The sequence below is a fragment of the Bradyrhizobium sp. HKCCYLRH2060 genome (assembly GCF_051168135.1).
Taxonomy (GTDB): Bacteria; Pseudomonadota; Alphaproteobacteria; order Rhizobiales; family Xanthobacteraceae; genus Bradyrhizobium.
This window is the reverse complement of record NZ_JBNPUK010000012.1, coordinates 53,828-73,715: the sequence shown is the minus strand read 5'-3', so window position 1 is coordinate 73,715 and position 19,888 is coordinate 53,828. Positions and strand designations below refer to the sequence as shown.

Below are 19,888 nucleotides of genomic sequence, written 5' to 3'. Positions count from 1 at the left end.
TTCTCCCTGACCAGTTATCGTTGCCATATTCCCCATGATCAGCAATCGACGTGCCAGACACCCACGCGGGGCCGGTAGCATCCAAGACATTGAAACATATTCGGTTTTTATTGCAACTAAGGATTGCGCAAGAAATCGGAAAGGTGCTTTCCAGAGAAAGCCTGCAAACTTACTTCATCTATGGAAATTCTGTTATCAGCAATCCGGCGCTGCCCGAGGGCATCACGCCGCTACCGCAAATGCTCCGGCAGCTCCGGCTCGCGCCCGATCAGATCCGCGAAGAAGTCATCGCAATTCTCGCCGTTCACGGCCGCCTGCAGGCCGCGCAGCGCCTCACCGATCAGCCGCGCTTCTTCGTCATCGAGCAGGCGAACGGCGTTGTCGATATAGACGAGCACCTTGGCCCCCACCGGCGGGTTCGACAGCAACAGCACCGAGACGCGGCGCTCCTCGCCGTCGAAGCTGCACAGTGCCGAGACGCCATCGGTCTCGAGGATTGTCATCGGCAGGCCAAGACACATGGCGGATTTCCTCGCGGCGCGGTCACTCGGCCGGGCGCGCCCGCAGCTCGTAGCTGTGATGGTCGATGTCGTTCGCAAGCAGGCGTTCGTCGCCGGCGAGCGGTTCACGCCGCGGCACGGCGGGTGCGCCCCATTCCGCCAGCAGGGCGCAGGCCAGCTCGATCGACGGCCCGATCTGCGCGAGGACAGGCGCGGTCAGCGGCCCGCCCCAATCCTCGAGGTCGAGCGGCTGGCAGCCGATCAGCGCAAGCCGTTGCGGATAACGGCCGAGCAGGTCGGCCGCGCTCAGCACTTCCTGGAAGCCCGTCTGGTGCAGGCTCATCTTCTTGGCGCCGGTGAAGCGCGGCACCTCGTCGTCCCGGACCAGCTTGAGCTCGCCCGGCACGAGGCCGTAGTCGATGGCGTCGAACACGATCAGACTGTCGGCTTCCTCGACATAGTTGACGAGGTAGAGTCCTTGCGTGCCGCCATCGAGGATCGTGACGTTGTCGGGCACGGTGAAGCGGCGGTAGAATTCCTCCACCACCCGCACACCGAAGCCTTCGTCAGCCCAGAGAATGTTGCCGATCCCGAGCACCAGAATGCGGTCGCGCCCGCGCTCATCGACCATGCCGGCCCTCCTGTCAGTCGCGGAACTGCCGCTCGCCCGAGATCATCGAGGAGATGATGCTCTGGCGCGACATGATGTCTTCGCGAATGGCGGCATAGACGTGCACCATCACGAAGGTGACCAGCGCCCACATCCCGAGATGATGCCAGGTATGGACGTCCTGGCTGTTCGGCCAGATGGCGAATACCCAGCCGAACAGCTTGTGCTGCCAGCTGTCGATCCCGGTGCCTTCCGAATAGAGCGCAAAGCCGGTGACGATCATGAAGGTCACGAACAGCGTGAAGCCGGTGAACATCGCCGTCTGCGCCAGCGGATTGTGGCCGACATACATCTTCGGCTCACGTTCCAAGAAGGCGTACCAGCGGATCTCGTGCAGCACCTCCTTCCAGAATTGCTTGCGATGCACCGGAATGTAGAAGATCTGCCGGGAGTGGTGGTTGCCGACGAAGGCCCAGAAGATGCGGGCGAGGAAGAACACCGCCAGCACCTGTCCGGCCGCGAAATGGGCAAAGCGGATGTAGCCCATCACGAAATTCGCCGACGCCTCCCCCGACACCGTCGGCAGCGGTGATCCGATCAGATAGCCGGTGATCATCAGAACGATGATCGCGAACGCGTTGACCCAGTGGCAGATGCGCACCGGCGCTTCGTAGACATAGACCGTGGGCCGGCCGACCGCATGCTCGCCGGCGGCGTCGGCTGCGATCGCGGCGATGTCCGTCCCCGACTCGGGCGGGCGTGCAACTGCATCCATCATGACCCTGCTCCCCGTGCTACCTGACCTTGACCTTGGCCAGCTCCTGGCCATCCGGACTCATGACGTGCGTCGAGCAGGCCAGGCACGGATCGAAGGAATGGATCGTGCGCAGGATCTCCAGCGGCTGCTCGGGATTGGCCATCGGGGTGTTCATCAGCGACGCCTCGAATGCGCCGATGTTGCCCTTGGGATCCCTCGGCGAGCCGTTCCAGGTCGTCGGCACAACGCACTGGTAATTGTCGATCTTGGTATCCTTGATCTTGATCCAGTGCGCGAGCGCGCCGCGCGGCGCCTCGGTGAAGCCGACGCCCTTGGCCTCCTTCGGCCAGCTCTCCGGCTTCCATTTGTCGACATTCGCCGTCGAGCTGTCGCCGGCCTTGATGTTGGCGATCAGCTTGTCCTGGAAGTAGCGCATCTGCCGTCCGGCCCAGACCGATTCCAGCGCACGCGCCGCGGTGCGGCCGAGCGTCGAGAACAGCGCGGTCAGAGGCAGGTCGAGATCCTTCAGGAACTTGTCGACCGGGTCCTTGAACTCCGCCTTGTTCTGCGCATAGCCGACGACCCAGCGTGCGAGCGGCCCGACCTCCATGGCGTGGCCGCGCCAACGCGGCGCCTTGATCCAGGAATATTTGCCGCCCTCGTCGAGCTCCTTGATGTCGGTCTTGGTGCCCTTCGCGTTGGGGCCAAGCACGTAGTTCGGCTCGGTGATGCCGTCCCAGGGATGCAGCCCCTTGGTCTCGTCGGGATATTTGTACCAGGAGTGAACCACGAACTCCTGGATCTCGTCCGGATTGGCATGATCGACCGGAAACACCTCCGACAGATTGCCGTTGATGATCGCACCGCGCGGCAGCTTCAGGCTCTTGGCCGAGTAGTCGTTGGCATGCTCGGGCACGTCGCCATAGGCGAGCACGCTCTTGCCGGACAGGCCGCCGCCGTAGAGCCAGTCCTTGTAGAACGAGCCGATCGCGGCCACGTCGGGAAGATAGACCAGCTCGTTGAACTCGATCAGGCGATCGATGATCGACGAGACGAGATTCAGCCGCTCGATGTTGATGGCGCCGACCGCGCCGGTGCCGTCGATGTTGATCGGACACGGCACGCCGCCCACCAGCCAGTTCGGATGTGGATTCTTGCCGCCGAAGATGGTGTGGATCTTGACGATCTCCTTCTGGAAATCGAGTGCCTCCAGATAGTGTGCCACGGCCATCAGATTGGCCTCAGGCGGCAGCTTGTAGGCCTTGCTGCCCCAATAGCCGTTCTTGAACGGACCGAGCTGGCCGGACTCGACGAACTTCTTGAGACGGGTCTGCAGGTCCCTGAAATAGCCGGGCGACGACAGCGGCCAGCTCGAGATCGACTGCGCCAAGGTCGACGTCGCCTTTGGATCGGCCGAGAGCGCCGAGACCACGTCGACCCAGTCCAATGCGTGCAGATGATAGAAGTGCACGACGTGGTCGTGCACCTGCAGCGCAAGCTGCATGAGGTTACGAATGGAGTTGGCATTCTCCGGAATGGTGATGCCGAGTGCGTTCTCGACCGCGCGCACCGATGTGAGCGCGTGCGTTCCGGTGCAGACGCCGCAGATCCGCTCGGTGAAGGCCCAGGCGTCGCGCGGATCGCGGTTCCTGAGGATCACCTCGATACCGCGCCACATCGTGCCGGTGGAGACCGCATTGCGGATCACGTTGTCGGAATCGACGTTGACCTCGACCCGCATGTGTCCCTCGATGCGGGTGACCGGATCGACGACGATGCGCTTGCCGGAATTGTCGAGATTGAAGCCGTTGGGAGTCTGGATGCCCATCGTTGCCTGTCCTGAATTCGATCAATGATCTTGCTTGGCGTTTTCCTTGGCGTCGTCGCGTTTGGTCGCGAGACGCTTGACCGCCGTGACCGCCGCATGCGCTGCGACCGCCGCACCTACCGTGCCCGCGGCCACCATGCCGACCTGGTCGGCGTTGTGCTCGATGCCGAACTGCTTGATGTTGGTGAGGCGGTCGTAGAACGAGCCCTTGTCCCAGAAGCCGTCCTCCGAGCAGCCGATGCAGCCATGACCCGACTGGATCGGGAACGATACGCCGCCATTCCATCGCACCGTCGAGCAGGCGTTGTAGGTGGTGGGGCCCTTGCAGCCCATCTTGTAGAGGCAGTAGCCCTTGCGCGCCGCCTCGTCGTCCCACTCCTCGACGAACTGGCCGGCGTCGAAATGCGGCCGGCGATAGCACTTGTCGTGGATGCGCTGTGAGTAGAACATCTTCGGCCGGCCCTGGCGGTCGAGCTCTGGCAGCTTGCCGAAGGTGGTGATGAAGGTGACGACGCCGGTCATGACCTCGGCGATCGGCGGGCAGCCCGGCACCTTGATGATCGGCTTGTTGGTGATGACCTTGTCGATCGGCGTCGCCTGCGTCGGATTCGGCTTCGCCGCCTGCACGCAGCCCCAGGAGGCGCAAGCGCCCCAGGCGATGATCGCCATCGCGTCCTCGGCCATCATCTTCAGCTTCTCGACGAACGGCTTGCCGCCGTCGATGCAGAACATGCCACCTTCGTTCAGCGGCGGATTGCCCTCGACCGCGAGAATGTACTGTCCCTTGTACTTCGCGCGCGTCTCTTCGAGGATGGCCTCGGCCTGGTGGCCGGCCGCCGCCATGATGGTGTCGTCATAGTCGAGCGAGATCATCGACAGCACGGCATCCTTCACCAGCGGATGCGCCGAGCGGATGAAGCTCTCCGAGCAGCAGGTGCATTCGAGCCCGTGCATCCAGATGACCGGCGTGCGCGGCTTGGTCTCCAGCGCATTGGCGATGCGGCTCGCCGCGACCGGCCCGAGCCCGAGGCTCGTCGCCGTCAGGCTGCAGAATTTGTGAAAGCTGCGCCGCGTGATGCCCTGACGCCGGATGACGCTGTAAAAAGTTTCCGTTGCCGCGCCCATGAGTCCTCCCCCTGATATCGCGTTGGCGATCGTGTGATCGCGTTCTGGCGAGAAGGACAGCAAGATGCGGGCCAGCATCATCCCTGGATTTGAATCATAATGATTCCAGATGCTTGAAGCAGTGAGGCCGCAGCGGCTAAGGCTTCGACAGCGGATCGCGCGCGATAATCGGAAATCACGCGCTTTGCACCGACAAGCTTGTTTCCGCTTGCTGCCTACCTGTGTGCAGCGCGCTCAATGCGCCGTGCAGACCATGCACGGATCGAACGACCGCACGACGTGCTGGATGCCGACCGCACGAGCGCCGGCATCGCCGACCTCGGTGCCGACCAGCGCCTGTTCGAGCGGACCGGCTATCCCATCCGCGTCGCGCGGAGAGAAATTCCAGCTGGTCGGCGCGATGATCTGATAGCGCTCGATCCGGCCCGAGCGCACCGCGAGCCAGTGGCCGAGGCTGCCGCGCGCAGCTTCCACGAGCCCGACGAAATTGCCGTCGGCCGCGCCGGCGCTGTTGTCGCAGAACGGCTCGTTGAGACGCAGCGCCTTGATCCAGTGCTCGATCGACAGCGCGAGCCGCGCGGTCTCGATCAGCCGGGCGATGACACGATTGCGGACATTGCTGCGACCGCCCGCGAGCAGCGCGGTGATCAACGGCTGACCGTCGATGGCCTGCCTTGCGAGAGCGCCGACCTCGACCGGCTCTCCCGCGAGACGCGGCGCCTTGCACCAGCTATAGGCGTCGGCTTTGTCGGCATCGGGCACGGTGCGGCTCTCGGCCGGATCGAGCGACGTATCGTGCATCCAGGCGTGCGAGACGTCCTCGGTGATGCCGTCCGACGGCAAAGCCTGGACCTCGCCGCTGCTCGTGCGGACACCAGCACGAAAACGGGCCCCATCGAAATCGTGATACGCGCCGAAGCTCATCAACAGACCAGGTCCGCTGCCGAGGTCGGCGAGCGCGAGCCCATCGGCCAACCTAAGGAAATGCGCGAAGTCGCCGGCGCGGCCCTCGCGCCAACGGTCGAGCTCGTCCGATGTCGACAAGGCGAGCACATTCTCCAGCCTGTCGGCAAACACGACGCGTTCAAGGAAACCGCGAAACGACGCCGCGATCGCGTTGAGCCGCACGCGCTCGCCGAGCTCGATCGCGCGCGTCGTTCCACCCGGCTGGAAGGCGAGACTGTGCGGCCATTTGCCGGCGATCAGGCCCATGATCTCGAGCAGTCGCGCGCGCGCAGGCAACGCTTCGCGAGCCGCGCTGCCCTTCGTCGCCGCGAAGCGCTCGGCCGCAGCCGAATGCCAGGCATGCGAGGCGTAGGCGTCGCGGGCGAAGTCCGGCATGAAGAAGATGTAGAAATGCGTCAGATGGTCCGCCGCGTTCTCGGCCGCATGGGCAATGTTGGCCGCGAGGATGCCGTTTGGCGCTGCCGCAATGCCCATGGCCTGGCGCAACGCGGCGGCGGCGGCGATCGATTGCGACACCGAGCAGATGCCGCAGATTCGCGGTGCGATCACCAGCGCGTCCAGCGGCGGCCGCCCCTCCAGGATCTGCTCGAAGCCGCGATAGAGCGGCGCCGTCACTTCCGCCCTGGTGACGCGGCCGCTCTCGATATCGAGCCTGACCTCGAGGTCGCCTTCGACACGATTGAACGGTCCGACCGTGATCCGCGTCATGGACGGCGCTTGTCACTGGCCCGGCCCGGCGGCACCACGACGTGATCCGCCGTCGCATTGACCCGTACGCGGCGCGGCGTGGCCGATTTCGACAGCGCGGCGAGCGCCACGAACCAGGCTTTCGGCATGTCAGTCGGAAGGCCTACGGGAATGCCCGCGAGCTTCGCCGTCTCCAGATAGTTCTGCGTGCTCTCGAAGCCCGGCGAGGTGCAGGCGATGCAGGCGTACCCGCCCTTGGTGCAGGAGCCGCCGCCATTCCAGGAGCGCTGATTGCAATCGCCGACCGCCTGCGTCGCCCGGCAGCCGAGATGCTCCATCAGGCAGCCGCGCTCGGACATCGTCTCAGCGCTCGCCTTGAACTCGTAGAACTCGTTGCGCGAGCAGCCGTGATGAGCCAGGTGATTGGCGATGAAGGTCGGACGGCCGACTGCGTCGAGGCCGTCTGCCGTCAGATCGCCCGAGGTGAGCGCCAGCAGGCTTTCCATCATCCAGCCCGGATGCGGCGCGCAGCCTGCGACGTTGATCACCGGCAGCCCGCGTTTCGAGCGGAATCCCGCGCCGAGCGCGCCGCCGATGTCACTGCCCTCGAACTGCAATCCGACCGCGTCGGTCGGGTTGATGCCGGCAGCAGGAATGCCGCCATAGGCCGCGCAGCTGCCGACGGCGACGACGTAGTCGGCCAGCGGCGCCAGATCGAGCAGCCAGTGATAGATCGAGCGGTTGGTGCCGGCGAGCATGTTGAAGCGGCCGCTCAGATGCGGCCCGCGTGCGACCGAGCCTTCGAGCACCAGCAGATCGAGCCGCTCGCGGCCGTCGCGGATCGCTTCCAACAGTTCGACGACTTCGTCCCCGGTCTCTTCGCTGACAGAGGGGTGCCAGATCAGGTCGATGCCGGACTGGCGCAGCTCGTCGAACCAGCCGGACGCGCCGCTCTCCAGGATCGACATCGTGCAGCCGCCGCAGCTCGCGCCCTGCAGCCACAGCATTCTGGTCATTTCGTCCGAGCCGGCCATCATCCGCACCCGCGCGCTCGATCCTACTTCGCCCTCGGGTTTAGCGCCCCGGCGCGAACACTGGCAAGCTCCTCACCCCGCGCATCCTCGGAACCGCCCGGACGGCGGCCAAGCAGCGCGGCACCCGCCCAGATCAGGCCGAACAGTCCGATGGCGACGATCCCGAGGTTGGCGAGATCATCGCCCAGCGCAGTGACGACCTCGGCCCATCCGCCGGCGAAGCCGAGCCGGGGCGTCAGCAGCGCGACGGCCTCGACGCCGCCGATCACCAGCGCGATCGCGACCGAGGCGCCGGTGATGACCAGATTGTAGCGCCGCTTGCGCGCGGGATCCGTGAACGCCCAGCGATAGGCGCCAGCCATCAGCATGCTGTCGGCGGTGTCGACGGTGGCCATCGCCGCGGCGAACAGCGCCGGGAATACCAGCACATGCGCCAGGCTCGCCCCGCGCGCCGCCTCGGTCGCCGACAGGCTCAGGAGCCCGATTTCGCTGGCGGTGTCGAAGCCGAGGCCGAACAGGAAGCCGAGCGGGTACATGTGCCAGGCGCGGGACACGACGCGGAGCACCGGCCGCAGCAGACGAATGAGCAGGCCCCGCCCGGCGCTACCGGCGGCATCCATGTCGGAATGGGGGTGGGATGGGCGGCGCCAGAGGTTCACGAACAGCACCAGATTCGCGAAGGCGATCAGCAGCAGGAAGCCTGCGGAGACCGAGGTGCCGATGGTGCCGCCGATCGCACGGATGGCGCTGTCCTCACTCAACAGATCTGCGCCGGCCACCAGGCTCACCACGAGGGTGGCGATGACGACGACGCTGGAATGGCCGAGCGCAAAATAGAGGCCGGCGGCGCGCGGGGCGCGACCGTCCTGCACGAGCTTCCGCACCACATTGTCGATCGCCGCGATGTGGTCCGCATCGACGGCATGGCGCAGTCCGAGCAGCCAGGCCAGCATCGCGGTGCCGACGATGGCGGGCCGGTCGGCGTAGAGCGCGAATGCCCAGGCCCAGGCCACCGCATTGGCCGCGACCAGCCCAGCGACGAGCGCAACGGTCCTGCCGGGCTGCGACCGCCACCACAGCAGCCGCGGGGCACGAGGATGATCAATTGGAACAATCGTCATACTCGAACTATAGCAAGAGCCAGGCCAGTTCGGTAAAGCCCCGCTGCAGGCGAAAGCTACAGGAAAAAATCGGCTGCACTTGCCGGATCGCCCGCTCGCTTGGCAACCCGCTATCCAGTCGCGCACAGATCGTGACCAGCGGCGGGACCTCTCTCGTCCCCTCCCCCTTCACCGCGCCGAGGCACTCTGCGCCGCAATCTCGCGCCGCACGACCGCCTCGAACTGGCTTGAGGGCGCGGCGAACATCAGCCGGGTCTCCTCGTGGAACGCCGAGAAGATGCCGACCACGGCCGGCGTGCCGCCGACCTCGGCCAGGATCGGCGAGCCCGAATAGCCGAAATTGGCGAGGCAATGCACCGTCAGCAGACGGGCATCGCTGGTCATGCCGGCGCTGCAATTGCGCTGGCCGGTCGGCGAATAGCGCCGCTCCTGGCCGTAGCCGATCTCGGAAATGGCGCCAGCCTTGGTCGCAGCCTGCAGTTCCTCGCGCGTCAGCGCCTTGACCGCGACCGGCTTCGACGGCAGCGCATCCTTCAGCACGATCAGCGCCCAATCGGCGGGCGAGCGGTCGAGCGACCATCTGTCGTGCCGGGTCGGGACGAAGTCCGGCGCCACGATCAGCTTGTCGGCGACCGACGATGCCGCCGGCGTGCCCCTGTTCATGCCGGCCAGGAAGCGGACGTTGCCGGGGCTGACCTGCGCGACGCCGTTGAACACGCAATGCGCCGCGGTGAGCACGACGCGCGGCGCGACCAGCGTGCCGGTGCACCAGCCGCCGGTCGAGTATTGCGCGACGGTGACGACGCCGATCGACGACGCCGGCCACGAGGTGGGATCGACGACCTCGCCGATGTGGCGGTCGAGCCCGAGCAGTTGCTCCGGACGCGGAGTGGCGATGCCGGCCTCCGCCGATTCCGGCTTTGGCCGCCAGGCCGCAATGGCGCTCTGGGCCTGGACGCGCTGCGGCTCCGTCAGCTTGACCCTCTGCACGTCGCGGCCGGCCGATCGCACGCCGCTGCGACCCGCCATCACCAGCCAGGCGTAGCCCTGCACGACGTCCTGCTTCACGCCGCGACCGTCGAGCAGCATCAGGCCCAGCATGTATTGCGACTGGGCGAAGCCCTGCGCTGCCGCGCGGCTGAACCAGCGGCCGGCTTCGCCATAATTGCTCGCGACACCTTCGCCGTTGACATAGGCGATGCCGAGATAATGCTGGGCGACGGCGAGGCCCTGATCGGCGGCCTTGCGATACCACGCCAGCGCCTCGGCGGGGTTGCGCGGTTGGCCCCAGCCGAAGGCCTCCATGAAGCCGACGTCGAACTGCGCCCGCGCATCGCCCTTGGCGGCCAGCGGCAGCAGGCGGCGCATCGCCGCGGCGTGTTGTCCGTTTCCCGCCGCGGCGACCGCGTCTTCGAGCTCGGCGGCCGCGGCGCCCGCCGCGCTGCCGAGCAGGACGGCTAGAGATATGATGATGATCTTGATCAAGGGCGTCCGCTGGGACCGAAACATCGTCAGGGGCCGCCGAGCTGACATGATCAAGACGGCGGCGGCGTGGCGGAAAGCGGACCACGATCTCCTCAATCGGGCCCCCTCGCGCCTCACACCTGCTTCATCCTCACGCCCGATCGCCCCTTACACCTGCTCGCTCTTGGCGAAGCGATCATCGAGCGCATAGCCGGCGCCGCGCACGGTGCGGATCGGGTCCTGCTCGCGGCCCGGATTGAGCAGCTTGCGCAGGCGGCCGATATGGACGTCGACCGTGCGCTCGTCGATATAGATGTCGCGGCCCCAGACGCTGTCGAGCAGCTGCTCACGGCTGAACACGCGGCCGGGATGCTCCAGGAAAAACTCGAGCAGGCGGTATTCGGTCGGGCCGAGATCGATCGGCCGTCCCGAGCGCGCCACGCGGCGCTTCTCGCGGTCGAGCTCGATGTCGCCATAGGACAGCACGGTCGCCAGCCGCTCCGGGCTCGCCCGCCGCAGCAGGCCCTTCACGCGCGCCAGCAGCTCCGGCACCGAGAACGGCTTGACGATGTAGTCGTCGGCGCCGGTCGCGAGGCCGCGCACGCGCTCGCTCTCCTCGCCGCGCGCGGTGAGCATGATGATCGGCAATTGCCGGGTCTCGGACCGCGCCCGCAGGCGGCGGCACAGCTCGATGCCGGACAGGCCCGGCAGCATCCAGTCGAGCACGACGAGATCGGGAACGCGCTCCTTCAGCCGTGTGTCGGCCTCGTCTCCGCGCGCCACCGTCTCGACCTCGTAGCCTTCGGCCTCGAGGTTGTAGCGCAGGAGCGTCGTCAGCGCCTCCTCGTCCTCCACCACCAGAATTCGGGCGCCCATGTCAGAACCGTCTCTCTCAGTTGCCGGGGATCGTCGATGCGAAGCTCGTCATGTCGCCCTTCGGGCGCTTGTCCATGATCTGCTGGCCTTCGATCATATAGAAGACGGTCTCCGCGATGTTGGTCGCGTGATCGCCGATGCGCTCGATGTTCTTGGCGCAGAACATCAGATGGATGCAGAACGAGATGTTGCGCGGATCCTCCATCATGTAGGTCAGGAGTTCGCGGAACAGCGAGGTGCAGATGGCGTCGACCTCCTCGTCGCCCTTCCACACCGTCATCGCCGCCGGCAGGTCGTGCGCGGCATAGGCGTCCAGCACCGTCTTGACCTGCGACTGCACCAGGTCGGTCATGTGCTCGAGCCCGCGGATCAGCTTGAGCGGATGGAAGTCGCTCTCCAGCGCCGCGACGCGCTTGCCGATGTTCTTGGCGAGATCGCCGATGCGCTCCAGATCGGTGGCGACCCGCATCGCACCGACGATCTCGCGCAGGTCGACCGCCATCGGCTGTCGCCGGGCGATGGTAAGAACGGCGCGCTCCTCGATGATGCGCTGCAGCTTGTCGACCTCGGCGTCGGTGGCGACCACCTTCTGGCCGAGTGCGATGTCGCGCCGCACCAGCGCATCGACGGAATCGACGATCAGCCGCTCGGCGAGGCCGCCCATTTCCGACACCAGCCGGGTGAGATCCTGCAGATCGCTGTCGAACGCCTTGGCGGTATGTTCACTGGCCATGATGATCTCCTGAAGTCAATGTCGTCGGCGTCAGCCGAACCGGCCGGTGATGTAATCCTGGGTCCGCCGATCGCTCGGCGAGGTGAAGATCTTGCTGGTGTCGTCGAACTCGATCAGCTCGCCGAGATACATGAAGGCGGTCTTGTCGGAGACGCGCGCCGCCTGCTGCATGTTATGCGTCACGATGGCGATCGTATAGTTTTCGGCGAGCTCCTGGATCAGCTCCTCGACCTTGGCGGTCGAGATCGGATCGAGCGCCGAGCACGGCTCGTCGAACAGGATCACCTCCGGCCGGACCGCCACGGTGCGCGCGATGCACAGCCGCTGCTGCTGGCCGCCTGACAGCGACAGGCCCGAAGCGTTGAGCTTGTCCTTGACCTCGTTCCACAACGCGCCGCCGCGCAGTGCCTTCTCGACCCGGTCGTCCATCTCCGACTTGGAGATCTTCTCATACAGCCGGATGCCGAAGGCGATGTTCTCGTAGATCGTCATCGGGAACGGCGTCGGCTTCTGGAACACCATGCCGACCCGGGCCCGCAGCAGGTTGAGGTCGAGCTTGGGATCGAGGATGTTGGTGTTGTCCAGCATGAGCTGGCCCACGGCGCGCTGGCCCGGGTAGAGATCGTACATCCGGTTGAAGATGCGCAGCAGGGTCGACTTGCCGCAGCCGGACGGGCCGATGAACGCGGTGACGCGGTTGGTCCCCAGCGACAGGTTGATGTTCTTCAGCGCGTGGTGATCGCCGTAATAGAAGTTCAGGTTGCGCGCGGTCACCTTGGCTGGGGCTTCCGGCAAAACCTTGCCGTTCAGCGCGGCGGGATTGGGCTGGCTGACGGATACGGACAGGTCGGTCATTTTGCGTTCCTCTCGGCGCCGAGAATGCGTGCACTGACATTCAGGGCGAGCACGGCCAGAGTGATCAGAAGGGCTCCGCTCCAGGCCAGCTGCTTCCAATAGGCATAGGGGCTCTGGACGAAGTTGTTGATGGTGACGGGCAGGTTGGCCATCGTCTTGGAGAGGTTGAGGCTCCAGAACTGGTTCGACAGCGCAGTGAACAGCAAGGGCGCGGTCTCGCCGGCGACGCGGGCGGTGGCCAGCAGCACGCCGGTGATCAGGCCCGAGCGCGCCGCGCGATAGGCGATGCGCCGGATCACCAGCGATCGCGGCAGGCCGAGCGCCGAGGCCGCCTCGCGCAGCGGGTTGGGCACCAGCAGCAGCATGTCCTCGGTGGTGCGCAGCACCACGGGGATGACGATGACCGCCAGCGCCAGCGAGCCCGCAAGCGCCGAGAAGCCGCCCATCGGCACCACCACCGCGCCGTAGATGAACAGGCCGATGATGATCGAGGGCGCCGACAGCAGGATGTCGTTGATGAAGCGGATCACCGAGGTCAGGCGGTCGTTGCGGCCGTACTCGGCCAGATAGGTGCCGGCGAACAGGCCGAGCGGCGCGCCGATGCCGACGCCGATGACCGTCATGATCAGAGAGCCGACGATGGCATTGCGCAGTCCGCCTTCGCTCGAGCCCGGCGGCGGGGTGTCGGCGGAAAACACTTGCAGGCTGAGGCCGGCGAGGCCGTTATAGAACAGCGTGAACAGGATCAGCGCCAGCCAGGTGACGCCGAACAGCGCGGCGGCGACGCAGAGGCCGCGGATCACGATGTCCCTGCGGCGTCGGCGCGCATAGATCGGATTGACCGGCGTATCGGCGGTGAGCGAATCTGCGCTGGACATGGCTTATTTTCCCGCCTTTGCTTGGAGCCGCATGAGCATCAGGCGCGCGCTCGCCAGCACGAAGAAGGTGAGCACGAAGAGCAGCAGGCCGAGTAGGATCAGGCTCGACTGGTGCAGGCCGTCGCTCTCCTGGAACTCAGAGGCAATGGCGGCCGAGATCGTGGTGCCCGGCGCGAAGATCGACGATGAGATCCGGAACGAGTTGCCGATGATGAAGGTCACCGCCATCGTTTCGCCGAGCGCACGACCCAGCGCCAGCATGACGCCGCCGATGACGCCGACACGGGTGTAGGGAATGACGACGCTGCGCACGACCTCCCAGGTGGTGCAGCCGACCCCGTAGGCCGCTTCCTTCAGCACCGGCGGGACGGTCTTGAACACGTCGACCGAGATCGAGGTGATGAAGGGCAGCACCATGATCGCCAGGATCAGCGAGGCGTTGAACAGACTGAGATAGGACGGCGGACCGGCGAAGATGTCCTGCAGCACCGGGATGCCGGAGCAGAGATTGATCATGAACGGCTGGAACGTGTAGGCCAGGAACGGGCCCAGAACGAAGAAGCCCCACATGCCGTAGATGATCGAGGGAATGCCGGCGAGCAGCTCGATCGCAATGCCGATCGGACGGCGCAGCCATTGCGGGCACAGCTCGGTGAGGAAGATCGCAATGCCGAGACCCACCGGAATCGCGATCAGCATCGCGATGAAGGACGTGACCAGGGTGCCGTAGATCGGGCCGAGCGCCCCGAGCACCGGCGGATCGGCCGACGGCGCCCAGCGCCGCGTCCACAGGAATTCGAAGCCGTAGGCCTTCATCGCCGGCCAGGCGCCGATGATGAGAGAGATGATGATGCCGCCGAGGATCAACAGGACCGAGATCGCGGCGAGCCGGGTGATCCAGTAAAAGGTGACGTCGCCAAGCTTGAAGGCACTGAGCGCGCGCGCCCGGTCGTAGGGCCCGGCAGCAGCCGCGATGTCGCCGACTTCGGTCTGAACCGCCATCTCTGCCAATTCCGCCCCCTGTTCCTTGGACACGCCTCAACCCCGGTAGCACCCCTCCCCCGGCGGCCGGGAGAGGGGAATTTTCGATACGTCCAGCTCAGCTCTTGATGTCGGCAGACCAGGTCTTCTCGATCAGCTTCACGACGCTGTCGGGCATCGGGATGTAGTCGAGCTCCTCGGCCATCTTGCCACCCTTCTCGAACGACCACTTGAAGAACTTGATCGCCTCGGCGGACGCGGCCTTGTCGGTCGGCTCCTTGTGCATCAGGATGAAGGTCGCGGCCGTCATCGGCCAGGACTTGTCGCCGGGCTGGTTGGCGAGGATCACGTAGTAGCCGGGGGCCTTGGTCCAATCGGCATTCGCGGCGGCGGCCTGGAAGGCCTCGACGGTCGGCTGCACGGTCTTGCCGGCCTTGTTCACCATGGCCGTGTAGGTCAGCTTGTTCTGCTTGGCATAGGCGTACTCGACATAGCCGATCGAGTTCTTGGTCTGGCCGATGTTGCCGGACACGCCTTCGTTGCCCTTGGCGCCGACGCCGACCGGCCACTCGACCGCGGTGTTGAAGCCGATCTTGCTCTTCCAGTCGGCGCTCGCCTCGGAGAGATAATAGGTGAAGTTGAAGGTCGTGCCCGAACCGTCGGAGCGGCGGACGACAGCGATCGCGTCGGACGGCAGCTTGACGCTGGGGTTGAGCTTCTTGATCGCGGCGTCATCCCACTTGGTGATCTTGCCGAGATAGATGTTGGCGAGCGTCTCGCCGTCCAGCACCATCTCGCCCGGTTTCACGCCCTCGAGGTTGACGACCGGCACGATGCCGCCCATCACCATCGGCCACTGCACCAGGCCGTCCTTCTCGAGCTGCTCGGCCTTGAGCGGCGCGTCGGTGGCGCCAAAGGTCACGGTCTTGGCCTGGATCTGCTTGATGCCGCCGCCGGAGCCGATCGACTGGTAGTTCAGACCGTTGCCGGTCTCCTTCTTGTAGGCGTCGGCCCACTTGGAATAGATCGGGAACGGGAACGTCGCGCCCGCACCGGTGATGTCGGCGGCGAACGCCGACGTCGATGCGGCGACCAAGCCGGCAGCGACGATAGCTTTGACGAAATTCATAGCTGGTCTCCATGCTCGGGAAGCGAAGCGCCATCTGCGCCCGATTGCGCTTCCCCGGCCGCTTTACGGGGCCTCAGTGTGGCTTTTATAAAGGTTCGATGACAGTCGGATGACAGTCACAAGCCGTTGATAATTCTTGATATTTAGAATTTGACCCGAGTTTTTACGGAGCGCGGGCGGGGTTTCATGCGGGCCTCCGCCCCTCGCCGTTTGCGAGCACTGCTCAACGAGATTGGAGGACCCGGAGATGCCGCGCGCAACCTCATCGACCCCATGCGGCCGCTGCGCCCGACGTGGAAGTTGCCACAAGGGGCCGCCAAATCATCGGTGTCGTTCCAGGCAAGGTCGGCGACGGGAAGCGGTGACGGCCGCCGACCCGGGACCCACTCCGCAGCGGTTGTGGCTTGGCGGCCGGTCCATCATCGTGCCTCGAACTCCTCCCTGGGGTTATGGATCCCGGATCTGCGCGCGCTTTGCGCGCTTGTCCGGGACGACAGCGGAAAGGTTGGTTGGCCGCTCCGCCGCCTCATGACACGCGTCATCGCGCCCCACGGCACACCGTGCCCGAGGTGATGCATCGATCATATCGCCCTGAAACGAGAGGGCGCGAGGAAGGCCGGACCTCGGCTGAGGCCCGTGGCCCGCCTGCTCAAAAGAATGCAGGCGGCAGGTACCACAGGTACAGCCGGACAGACCCGGCCTTCCCCGCGCGATGGCTTTACGGTGTCCTTCGTGCTCTCCCTGGGGATCGGCTTTCTTGCCCCCATCGCCCGCGCGTGCCGTCAGGCAACCACCGCAGACTTGACCTCAGCGTCGAGAGGCCAGGACCACACGACTTCGCCGTCCGTGCCAACCGCGCTCGTCTGGCGCAGCCGTCACGTCCATCGCAGCCCACCTCAACGTATCGTGACGACGCGTACGTCCCTCTGCTCGAGGCGGGTTGCACGCAAGAGAACATGATTTCAGAAAAATAGCAAGCTATTTATTTTTTTCGGAACACACCCTTCCCCCCCCCGGCACGCGGGGCATCGGCTCAATCCGGCTTCGGCGGCTCGATCCAGATCCCAGGGTCGGAATGGGTCCGGATGTGGTCGACGAGGAAATCGGCGAACACCCTGATCTTGGCCGGCAGCCTGACGCGGTTCTGGTAGGCAATGTTCATCGTCAGGAGCGGCAGCTCCCAGTCGAGCAGGACCGGCACCAGCCGGCCGGCCAGAATGTCGCCCTGCACGATGTAGAGCGGCTGAATCAGGATGCCGAGCCCGGCCAGCGCCGCGCCCCTGATCACCTGGCCGTCATTGCTGTCGAGCGTCGGCGCGATCCGGATGCTCTGGGCCGTCGTTCCGTTGCGCAGGGACAGGGAATAGGGATCGTTGGCAAGGTTGTAGATCAGCATGTCGTGGCGCACGAGATCGGCGGGAACGACGGGGCGGCCGCGGCTGGCGAGATAGGACGGCGCCGCCGCCAGCACACGCCGCATCTGCCCGATGCGGCGGACGACGATGCCCGAGTCCGGCTCATGCTCGCGGGTGCGGATCGCGACGTCGATGCCCGCCTCGATGAAATCCGGATAGCGGTTGGCGGCGATGATCTGCAGGTTCAGCTTCGGATACATCGCGCGGAACGCCGGCAGCATCGGCGCGAGATAGATCGTCGCGAACGACAGCGAGCTGGTGACGCGCAGCATGCCCTGCGGCGACAGCGCGCGGTCGCTGACGGCGTCCTCGGCCTCGGCCAGCTCGTTGAGCAGCGTGCCACAGCGCTGCAGCAGCTCCTGCCCGGCTTCGGTCAGCCAGAGACGGCGGGTGTTGCGCTCGATCAGGCGCACCGCGAGCCGCTCCTCCAGCGCGCTGAGATGCCGGCTCGCCGCTGCGTTGGACATCCGCAAGGACTCGGCGGCCTTGGACAGGCTGCCCAGCTCCGCCGTCCTGGAAAACACTTCGAGCTGGAGCAGACGGTCCATTGTTGCGCCGAATTGTTACGCTGAGCGGAAAACAGAGTTACAATTTTTGGGCTTTATTTCCATTTCCTGCAAGGCAAAATCGCCCGACAAGAACAAGGCACAGGTGAGGACGCACGAATGACGGGGCCGATCAGGCACATCGTGATGTGGCGGCTACGCGCCGAGACGGCCGCCGAGCGCGCCGCAGCCCGGCTCAAGGTCAAGACCCTGTTCGAGGGCCTCAAGGGCCGGATCGACGGCCTCACCCACATCGAGGTTGGTCTCGATGTCAGCGACGTCGACTACGCCTGCGACGTCGTCCTGTTCTCCGAATTCGCCAGCAGTGCCGCGCTGCACGCCTATGCCTCGCACCCCGAGCACCTGCGCGTGCGCGAGGAGCTCGGCGACATCAGGATCGGCCGCTTCCAGGTCGACTATCCCATCGCTGCGGCGACCGGCGCATGACCGGGGCGTTCATCTTCGACGGCCTGCCCGGCCGCCCCCTGCCCGGCTCCAGACCACATGGCAGATCAAGCCAATGACGGACGGCATCGATGCCCCTTCCTGACCAACGCCTCGCCTTCATCGGCATCGGCAAGATCGGCCTGCCGATCGCGGCGCGGCTCGCCAAGGCCGGCTATGACGTCACGGCGTTCGATCCCAACGCCGAGCGGCTCTGCGAGGCGCGCGCGCTCGGCATCGTCGCTGCAACGTCCGCGACGGCGGCGGCGCGTGACCATGCGGTGGTCATCGCGTCCCTGCCCGACGACACCGCGCTGCGCGCGGCGATGCTCGGCGACGGCGGAGTGATCGCGGCCATGGCACCGGGCGCGATCCTGATCGAGACCAGCACCGTCGGCGTCGACGCCTCGAGCGCAGTCGCCGCGGCCGCCGGCGCGCGCGATGTCGCTTATCTGCGCACGCCGATCTCCGGCAATGCCAGCATCGCCCACACCGGCGAGCTGACCTGCTTCGTGTCCGGGCCGAAAGCGGCCTTCGCGCGGATCACGCCGCTGCTGCAGGCTTTCACGCGCGCGCAGACTTATCTCGGCGCGGCCGAAGAGGCGCGCTATGCCAAGCTCGCCGTCAACCTGATGATCGCGACGACCGCGGCGATGATGGCCGAGAGCCTGGCGCTGGCGCGCAAGGGCGGCATCGCCTGGCCGGACATCCTGCAGGTGCTGCACGACAGCGCGGTCGCCTCGCCGATGGTGAAGTACAAGACCGCGCCGCTGCTGGCGCGCGACTTTGCCGCGACGTTCTCCTGCGCGCAGATGGCCAAGGATCTCGATCTCATTCTCGGCGCCGGTCACGCCGTCGGCGTGCCGCTGCAGCTCGCGGCGCAGGTCCGCGAGACCTATGCCGCGCTGATCGCGCAGGGCGAGGCCACGACCGATTTCCTTGCCACTGTCCGTCATGTCGAACGGCTGTCCGGGCTCGGCGAGCCCGTCTGAAAGGAGCCGCCTCGTGCGCAACTTCAACGAGACCACGATCACGGATGCCGTGCTCGACCACCTGGCGGGCGCGAGCGATGCGCGCATCAAGCAGATCAGCGAGGCGCTGGTGCGCCATCTCCATGCTTTCGTGCGCGAGGTCCGTCCGACCCAGCAGGAATGGGAGTTCGGCATCGACTTCCTCACCCGCACCGGCCAGATGTGCGACGACAAGCGCCAGGAATTCATCCTGCTGTCTGACACGCTCGGCGTCTCCATGCTGGTCGACGCCATCAATCATCCCGTGCCTGAAGGCGCCACCGAGACCACCGTGCTCGGCCCGTTCTTCGTCCAGGCCGCGCCGGAGCGCGCCAATGGCGACGACATCGCGGGGCCGATGAAGGGCGATCCGCTGCTCGTCACCGGCTCGGTGTCGCGTACCGACGGCCGGCCGCTCGCTGGCGCCGTGGTCGACGTCTGGCACTCCGACGATGACGGCTATTACGACGTGCAGCGGCTCGAGCAGATCGGCGATCTCGCCATGCGCGCGCGCTTTCGCACCGATGCCGGCGGCCGCTTCCATTTCTGGTCGATCAAGCCCGCCGCCTATCCGATCCCCGATGACGGGCCGGTCGGCGACATGCTGGCGGCGCAGGGACGGCATCCGTGGCGGCCGGCGCATGTGCATTTCATGATCTCGGCGCCGGGCTTCGAGCGGCTGGTGACCCATGTGTTCGTCGCCGGCGACCAGTATCTCGATTCCGACGTCGTGTTCGGCGTCAAGGACAGCCTGATCCGCGACTTCACGCGCTGCCCGCCGGGCCGTGCGCCAGATGGCCGCATGGTGGCGGAGGGATATTTCCATCTCAACTACGACTTCGGCCTGAAAGCGCTTGCGGAGCGCGGCGATCGGGCTTGAGCTGAGCGGACGACAAGGACCGTCAAGAGTCCTGTCGTCGTCGAGGAAGC

19 protein-coding genes are annotated in these 19,888 nt (G+C 65.9%); 3 read left to right on the top strand and 16 right to left on the bottom strand.

Going from position 1 to position 19,888, the window contains the following annotated elements; genetic code table 11:
* Window positions 1-230: 230 nt before the first annotated feature.
* The 16 genes from ACQR10_RS22630 to ACQR10_RS22555 all read right to left on the bottom strand — a co-directional run bounded on the left by ACQR10_RS22630 (window position 231) and on the right by ACQR10_RS22555 (window position 17,507).
* Window positions 231-521, bottom strand: a complete 291-nt coding sequence (locus ACQR10_RS22630; RefSeq protein WP_315736711.1) for a HypC/HybG/HupF family hydrogenase formation chaperone — start codon at window positions 519-521, stop codon at window positions 231-233.
* Between the two features lie 22 nt (window positions 522-543).
* Entirely contained in the window at window positions 544-1,131 is a 588-nt protein-coding gene (locus tag ACQR10_RS22625) for a HyaD/HybD family hydrogenase maturation endopeptidase (protein WP_316217766.1), read from the bottom strand.
* Between the two features lie 13 nt (window positions 1,132-1,144).
* Entirely contained in the window at window positions 1,145-1,888 is a 744-nt protein-coding gene (gene cybH / locus ACQR10_RS22620) for a Ni/Fe-hydrogenase, b-type cytochrome subunit (RefSeq protein ID WP_315802062.1), read from the bottom strand.
* A gap of 16 nt (window positions 1,889-1,904) precedes the next feature.
* The gene (locus ACQR10_RS22615; protein ID WP_315802061.1) at window positions 1,905-3,695 is read right to left on the bottom strand and encodes a nickel-dependent hydrogenase large subunit; all 1,791 of its coding nucleotides are present in this window, start codon (window positions 3,693-3,695) and stop codon (window positions 1,905-1,907) included.
* 21 nt (window positions 3,696-3,716) lie between these two features.
* Window positions 3,717-4,820, bottom strand: a complete 1,104-nt coding sequence (locus tag ACQR10_RS22610) for a hydrogenase small subunit (RefSeq protein WP_315802060.1) — start codon at window positions 4,818-4,820, stop codon at window positions 3,717-3,719.
* Window positions 4,821-5,054: 234 nt separating this feature from the next.
* Complete coding sequence (locus ACQR10_RS22605) at window positions 5,055-6,494, bottom strand: nickel-dependent hydrogenase large subunit (protein WP_316217767.1); 1,440 nt, start codon at window positions 6,492-6,494, stop codon at window positions 5,055-5,057.
* Window positions 6,491-7,507 (bottom strand): HupU protein, encoded by a 1,017-nt coding sequence (locus ACQR10_RS22600; RefSeq protein WP_315802058.1) that lies wholly within the window; start codon window positions 7,505-7,507, stop codon window positions 6,491-6,493. The genes ACQR10_RS22605 and ACQR10_RS22600 overlap by 4 nt, the downstream gene beginning before the upstream one ends.
* 23 nt (window positions 7,508-7,530) lie before the next feature.
* Complete coding sequence (locus ACQR10_RS22595) at window positions 7,531-8,628, bottom strand: HoxN/HupN/NixA family nickel/cobalt transporter (protein ID WP_316217768.1); 1,098 nt, start codon at window positions 8,626-8,628, stop codon at window positions 7,531-7,533.
* A 168-nt stretch (window positions 8,629-8,796) separates the two neighbouring features.
* Window positions 8,797-10,113 (bottom strand): trypsin-like serine protease, encoded by a 1,317-nt coding sequence (locus tag ACQR10_RS22590; protein ID WP_316217769.1) that lies wholly within the window; start codon window positions 10,111-10,113, stop codon window positions 8,797-8,799.
* Between the two features lie 147 nt (window positions 10,114-10,260).
* On the bottom strand, window positions 10,261-10,968 hold the full coding sequence (gene phoB, locus ACQR10_RS22585) for a phosphate regulon transcriptional regulator PhoB (RefSeq protein ID WP_315754964.1): 708 nt from the start codon (window positions 10,966-10,968) through the stop codon (window positions 10,261-10,263).
* A gap of 16 nt (window positions 10,969-10,984) precedes the next feature.
* Window positions 10,985-11,701 (bottom strand): phosphate signaling complex protein PhoU, encoded by a 717-nt coding sequence (phoU, locus tag ACQR10_RS22580; RefSeq protein WP_315713504.1) that lies wholly within the window; start codon window positions 11,699-11,701, stop codon window positions 10,985-10,987.
* A gap of 30 nt (window positions 11,702-11,731) precedes the next feature.
* The gene (pstB, locus tag ACQR10_RS22575) at window positions 11,732-12,556 is read right to left on the bottom strand and encodes a phosphate ABC transporter ATP-binding protein PstB (protein ID WP_315802055.1); all 825 of its coding nucleotides are present in this window, start codon (window positions 12,554-12,556) and stop codon (window positions 11,732-11,734) included.
* On the bottom strand, window positions 12,553-13,434 hold the full coding sequence (gene pstA, locus ACQR10_RS22570; RefSeq protein WP_315802054.1) for a phosphate ABC transporter permease PstA: 882 nt from the start codon (window positions 13,432-13,434) through the stop codon (window positions 12,553-12,555). The genes pstB and pstA overlap by 4 nt, the downstream gene beginning before the upstream one ends.
* Window positions 13,435-13,437: 3 nt before the next feature.
* Entirely contained in the window at window positions 13,438-14,436 is a 999-nt protein-coding gene (gene pstC / locus ACQR10_RS22565) for a phosphate ABC transporter permease subunit PstC (RefSeq protein WP_315802053.1), read from the bottom strand.
* Window positions 14,437-14,533: 97 nt separating this feature from the next.
* The gene (gene pstS, locus ACQR10_RS22560) at window positions 14,534-15,544 is read right to left on the bottom strand and encodes a phosphate ABC transporter substrate-binding protein PstS (RefSeq protein WP_315802052.1); all 1,011 of its coding nucleotides are present in this window, start codon (window positions 15,542-15,544) and stop codon (window positions 14,534-14,536) included.
* Window positions 15,545-16,577: 1,033 nt separating this feature from the next.
* Window positions 16,578-17,507: a LysR family transcriptional regulator gene (locus ACQR10_RS22555; protein WP_316217771.1), complete on the bottom strand. Its 930-nt coding sequence runs from the start codon at window positions 17,505-17,507 to the stop codon at window positions 16,578-16,580.
* A gap of 117 nt (window positions 17,508-17,624) precedes the next feature.
* On the opposite strand from ACQR10_RS22555, the gene ACQR10_RS22550 reads away from it, so the two are divergent.
* The 3 genes from ACQR10_RS22550 to ACQR10_RS22540 all read left to right on the top strand — a co-directional run bounded on the left by ACQR10_RS22550 (window position 17,625) and on the right by ACQR10_RS22540 (window position 19,838).
* Window positions 17,625-17,951, top strand: a complete 327-nt coding sequence (locus ACQR10_RS22550; RefSeq protein ID WP_315802050.1) for a Dabb family protein — start codon at window positions 17,625-17,627, stop codon at window positions 17,949-17,951.
* Between the two features lie 89 nt (window positions 17,952-18,040).
* Window positions 18,041-18,940 (top strand): NAD(P)-dependent oxidoreductase, encoded by a 900-nt coding sequence (locus ACQR10_RS22545; protein ID WP_316217772.1) that lies wholly within the window; start codon window positions 18,041-18,043, stop codon window positions 18,938-18,940.
* 13 nt (window positions 18,941-18,953) lie between these two features.
* Window positions 18,954-19,838, top strand: a complete 885-nt coding sequence (locus tag ACQR10_RS22540; RefSeq protein ID WP_316217773.1) for an intradiol ring-cleavage dioxygenase — start codon at window positions 18,954-18,956, stop codon at window positions 19,836-19,838.
* Window positions 19,839-19,888 lie beyond the last annotated feature (50 nt).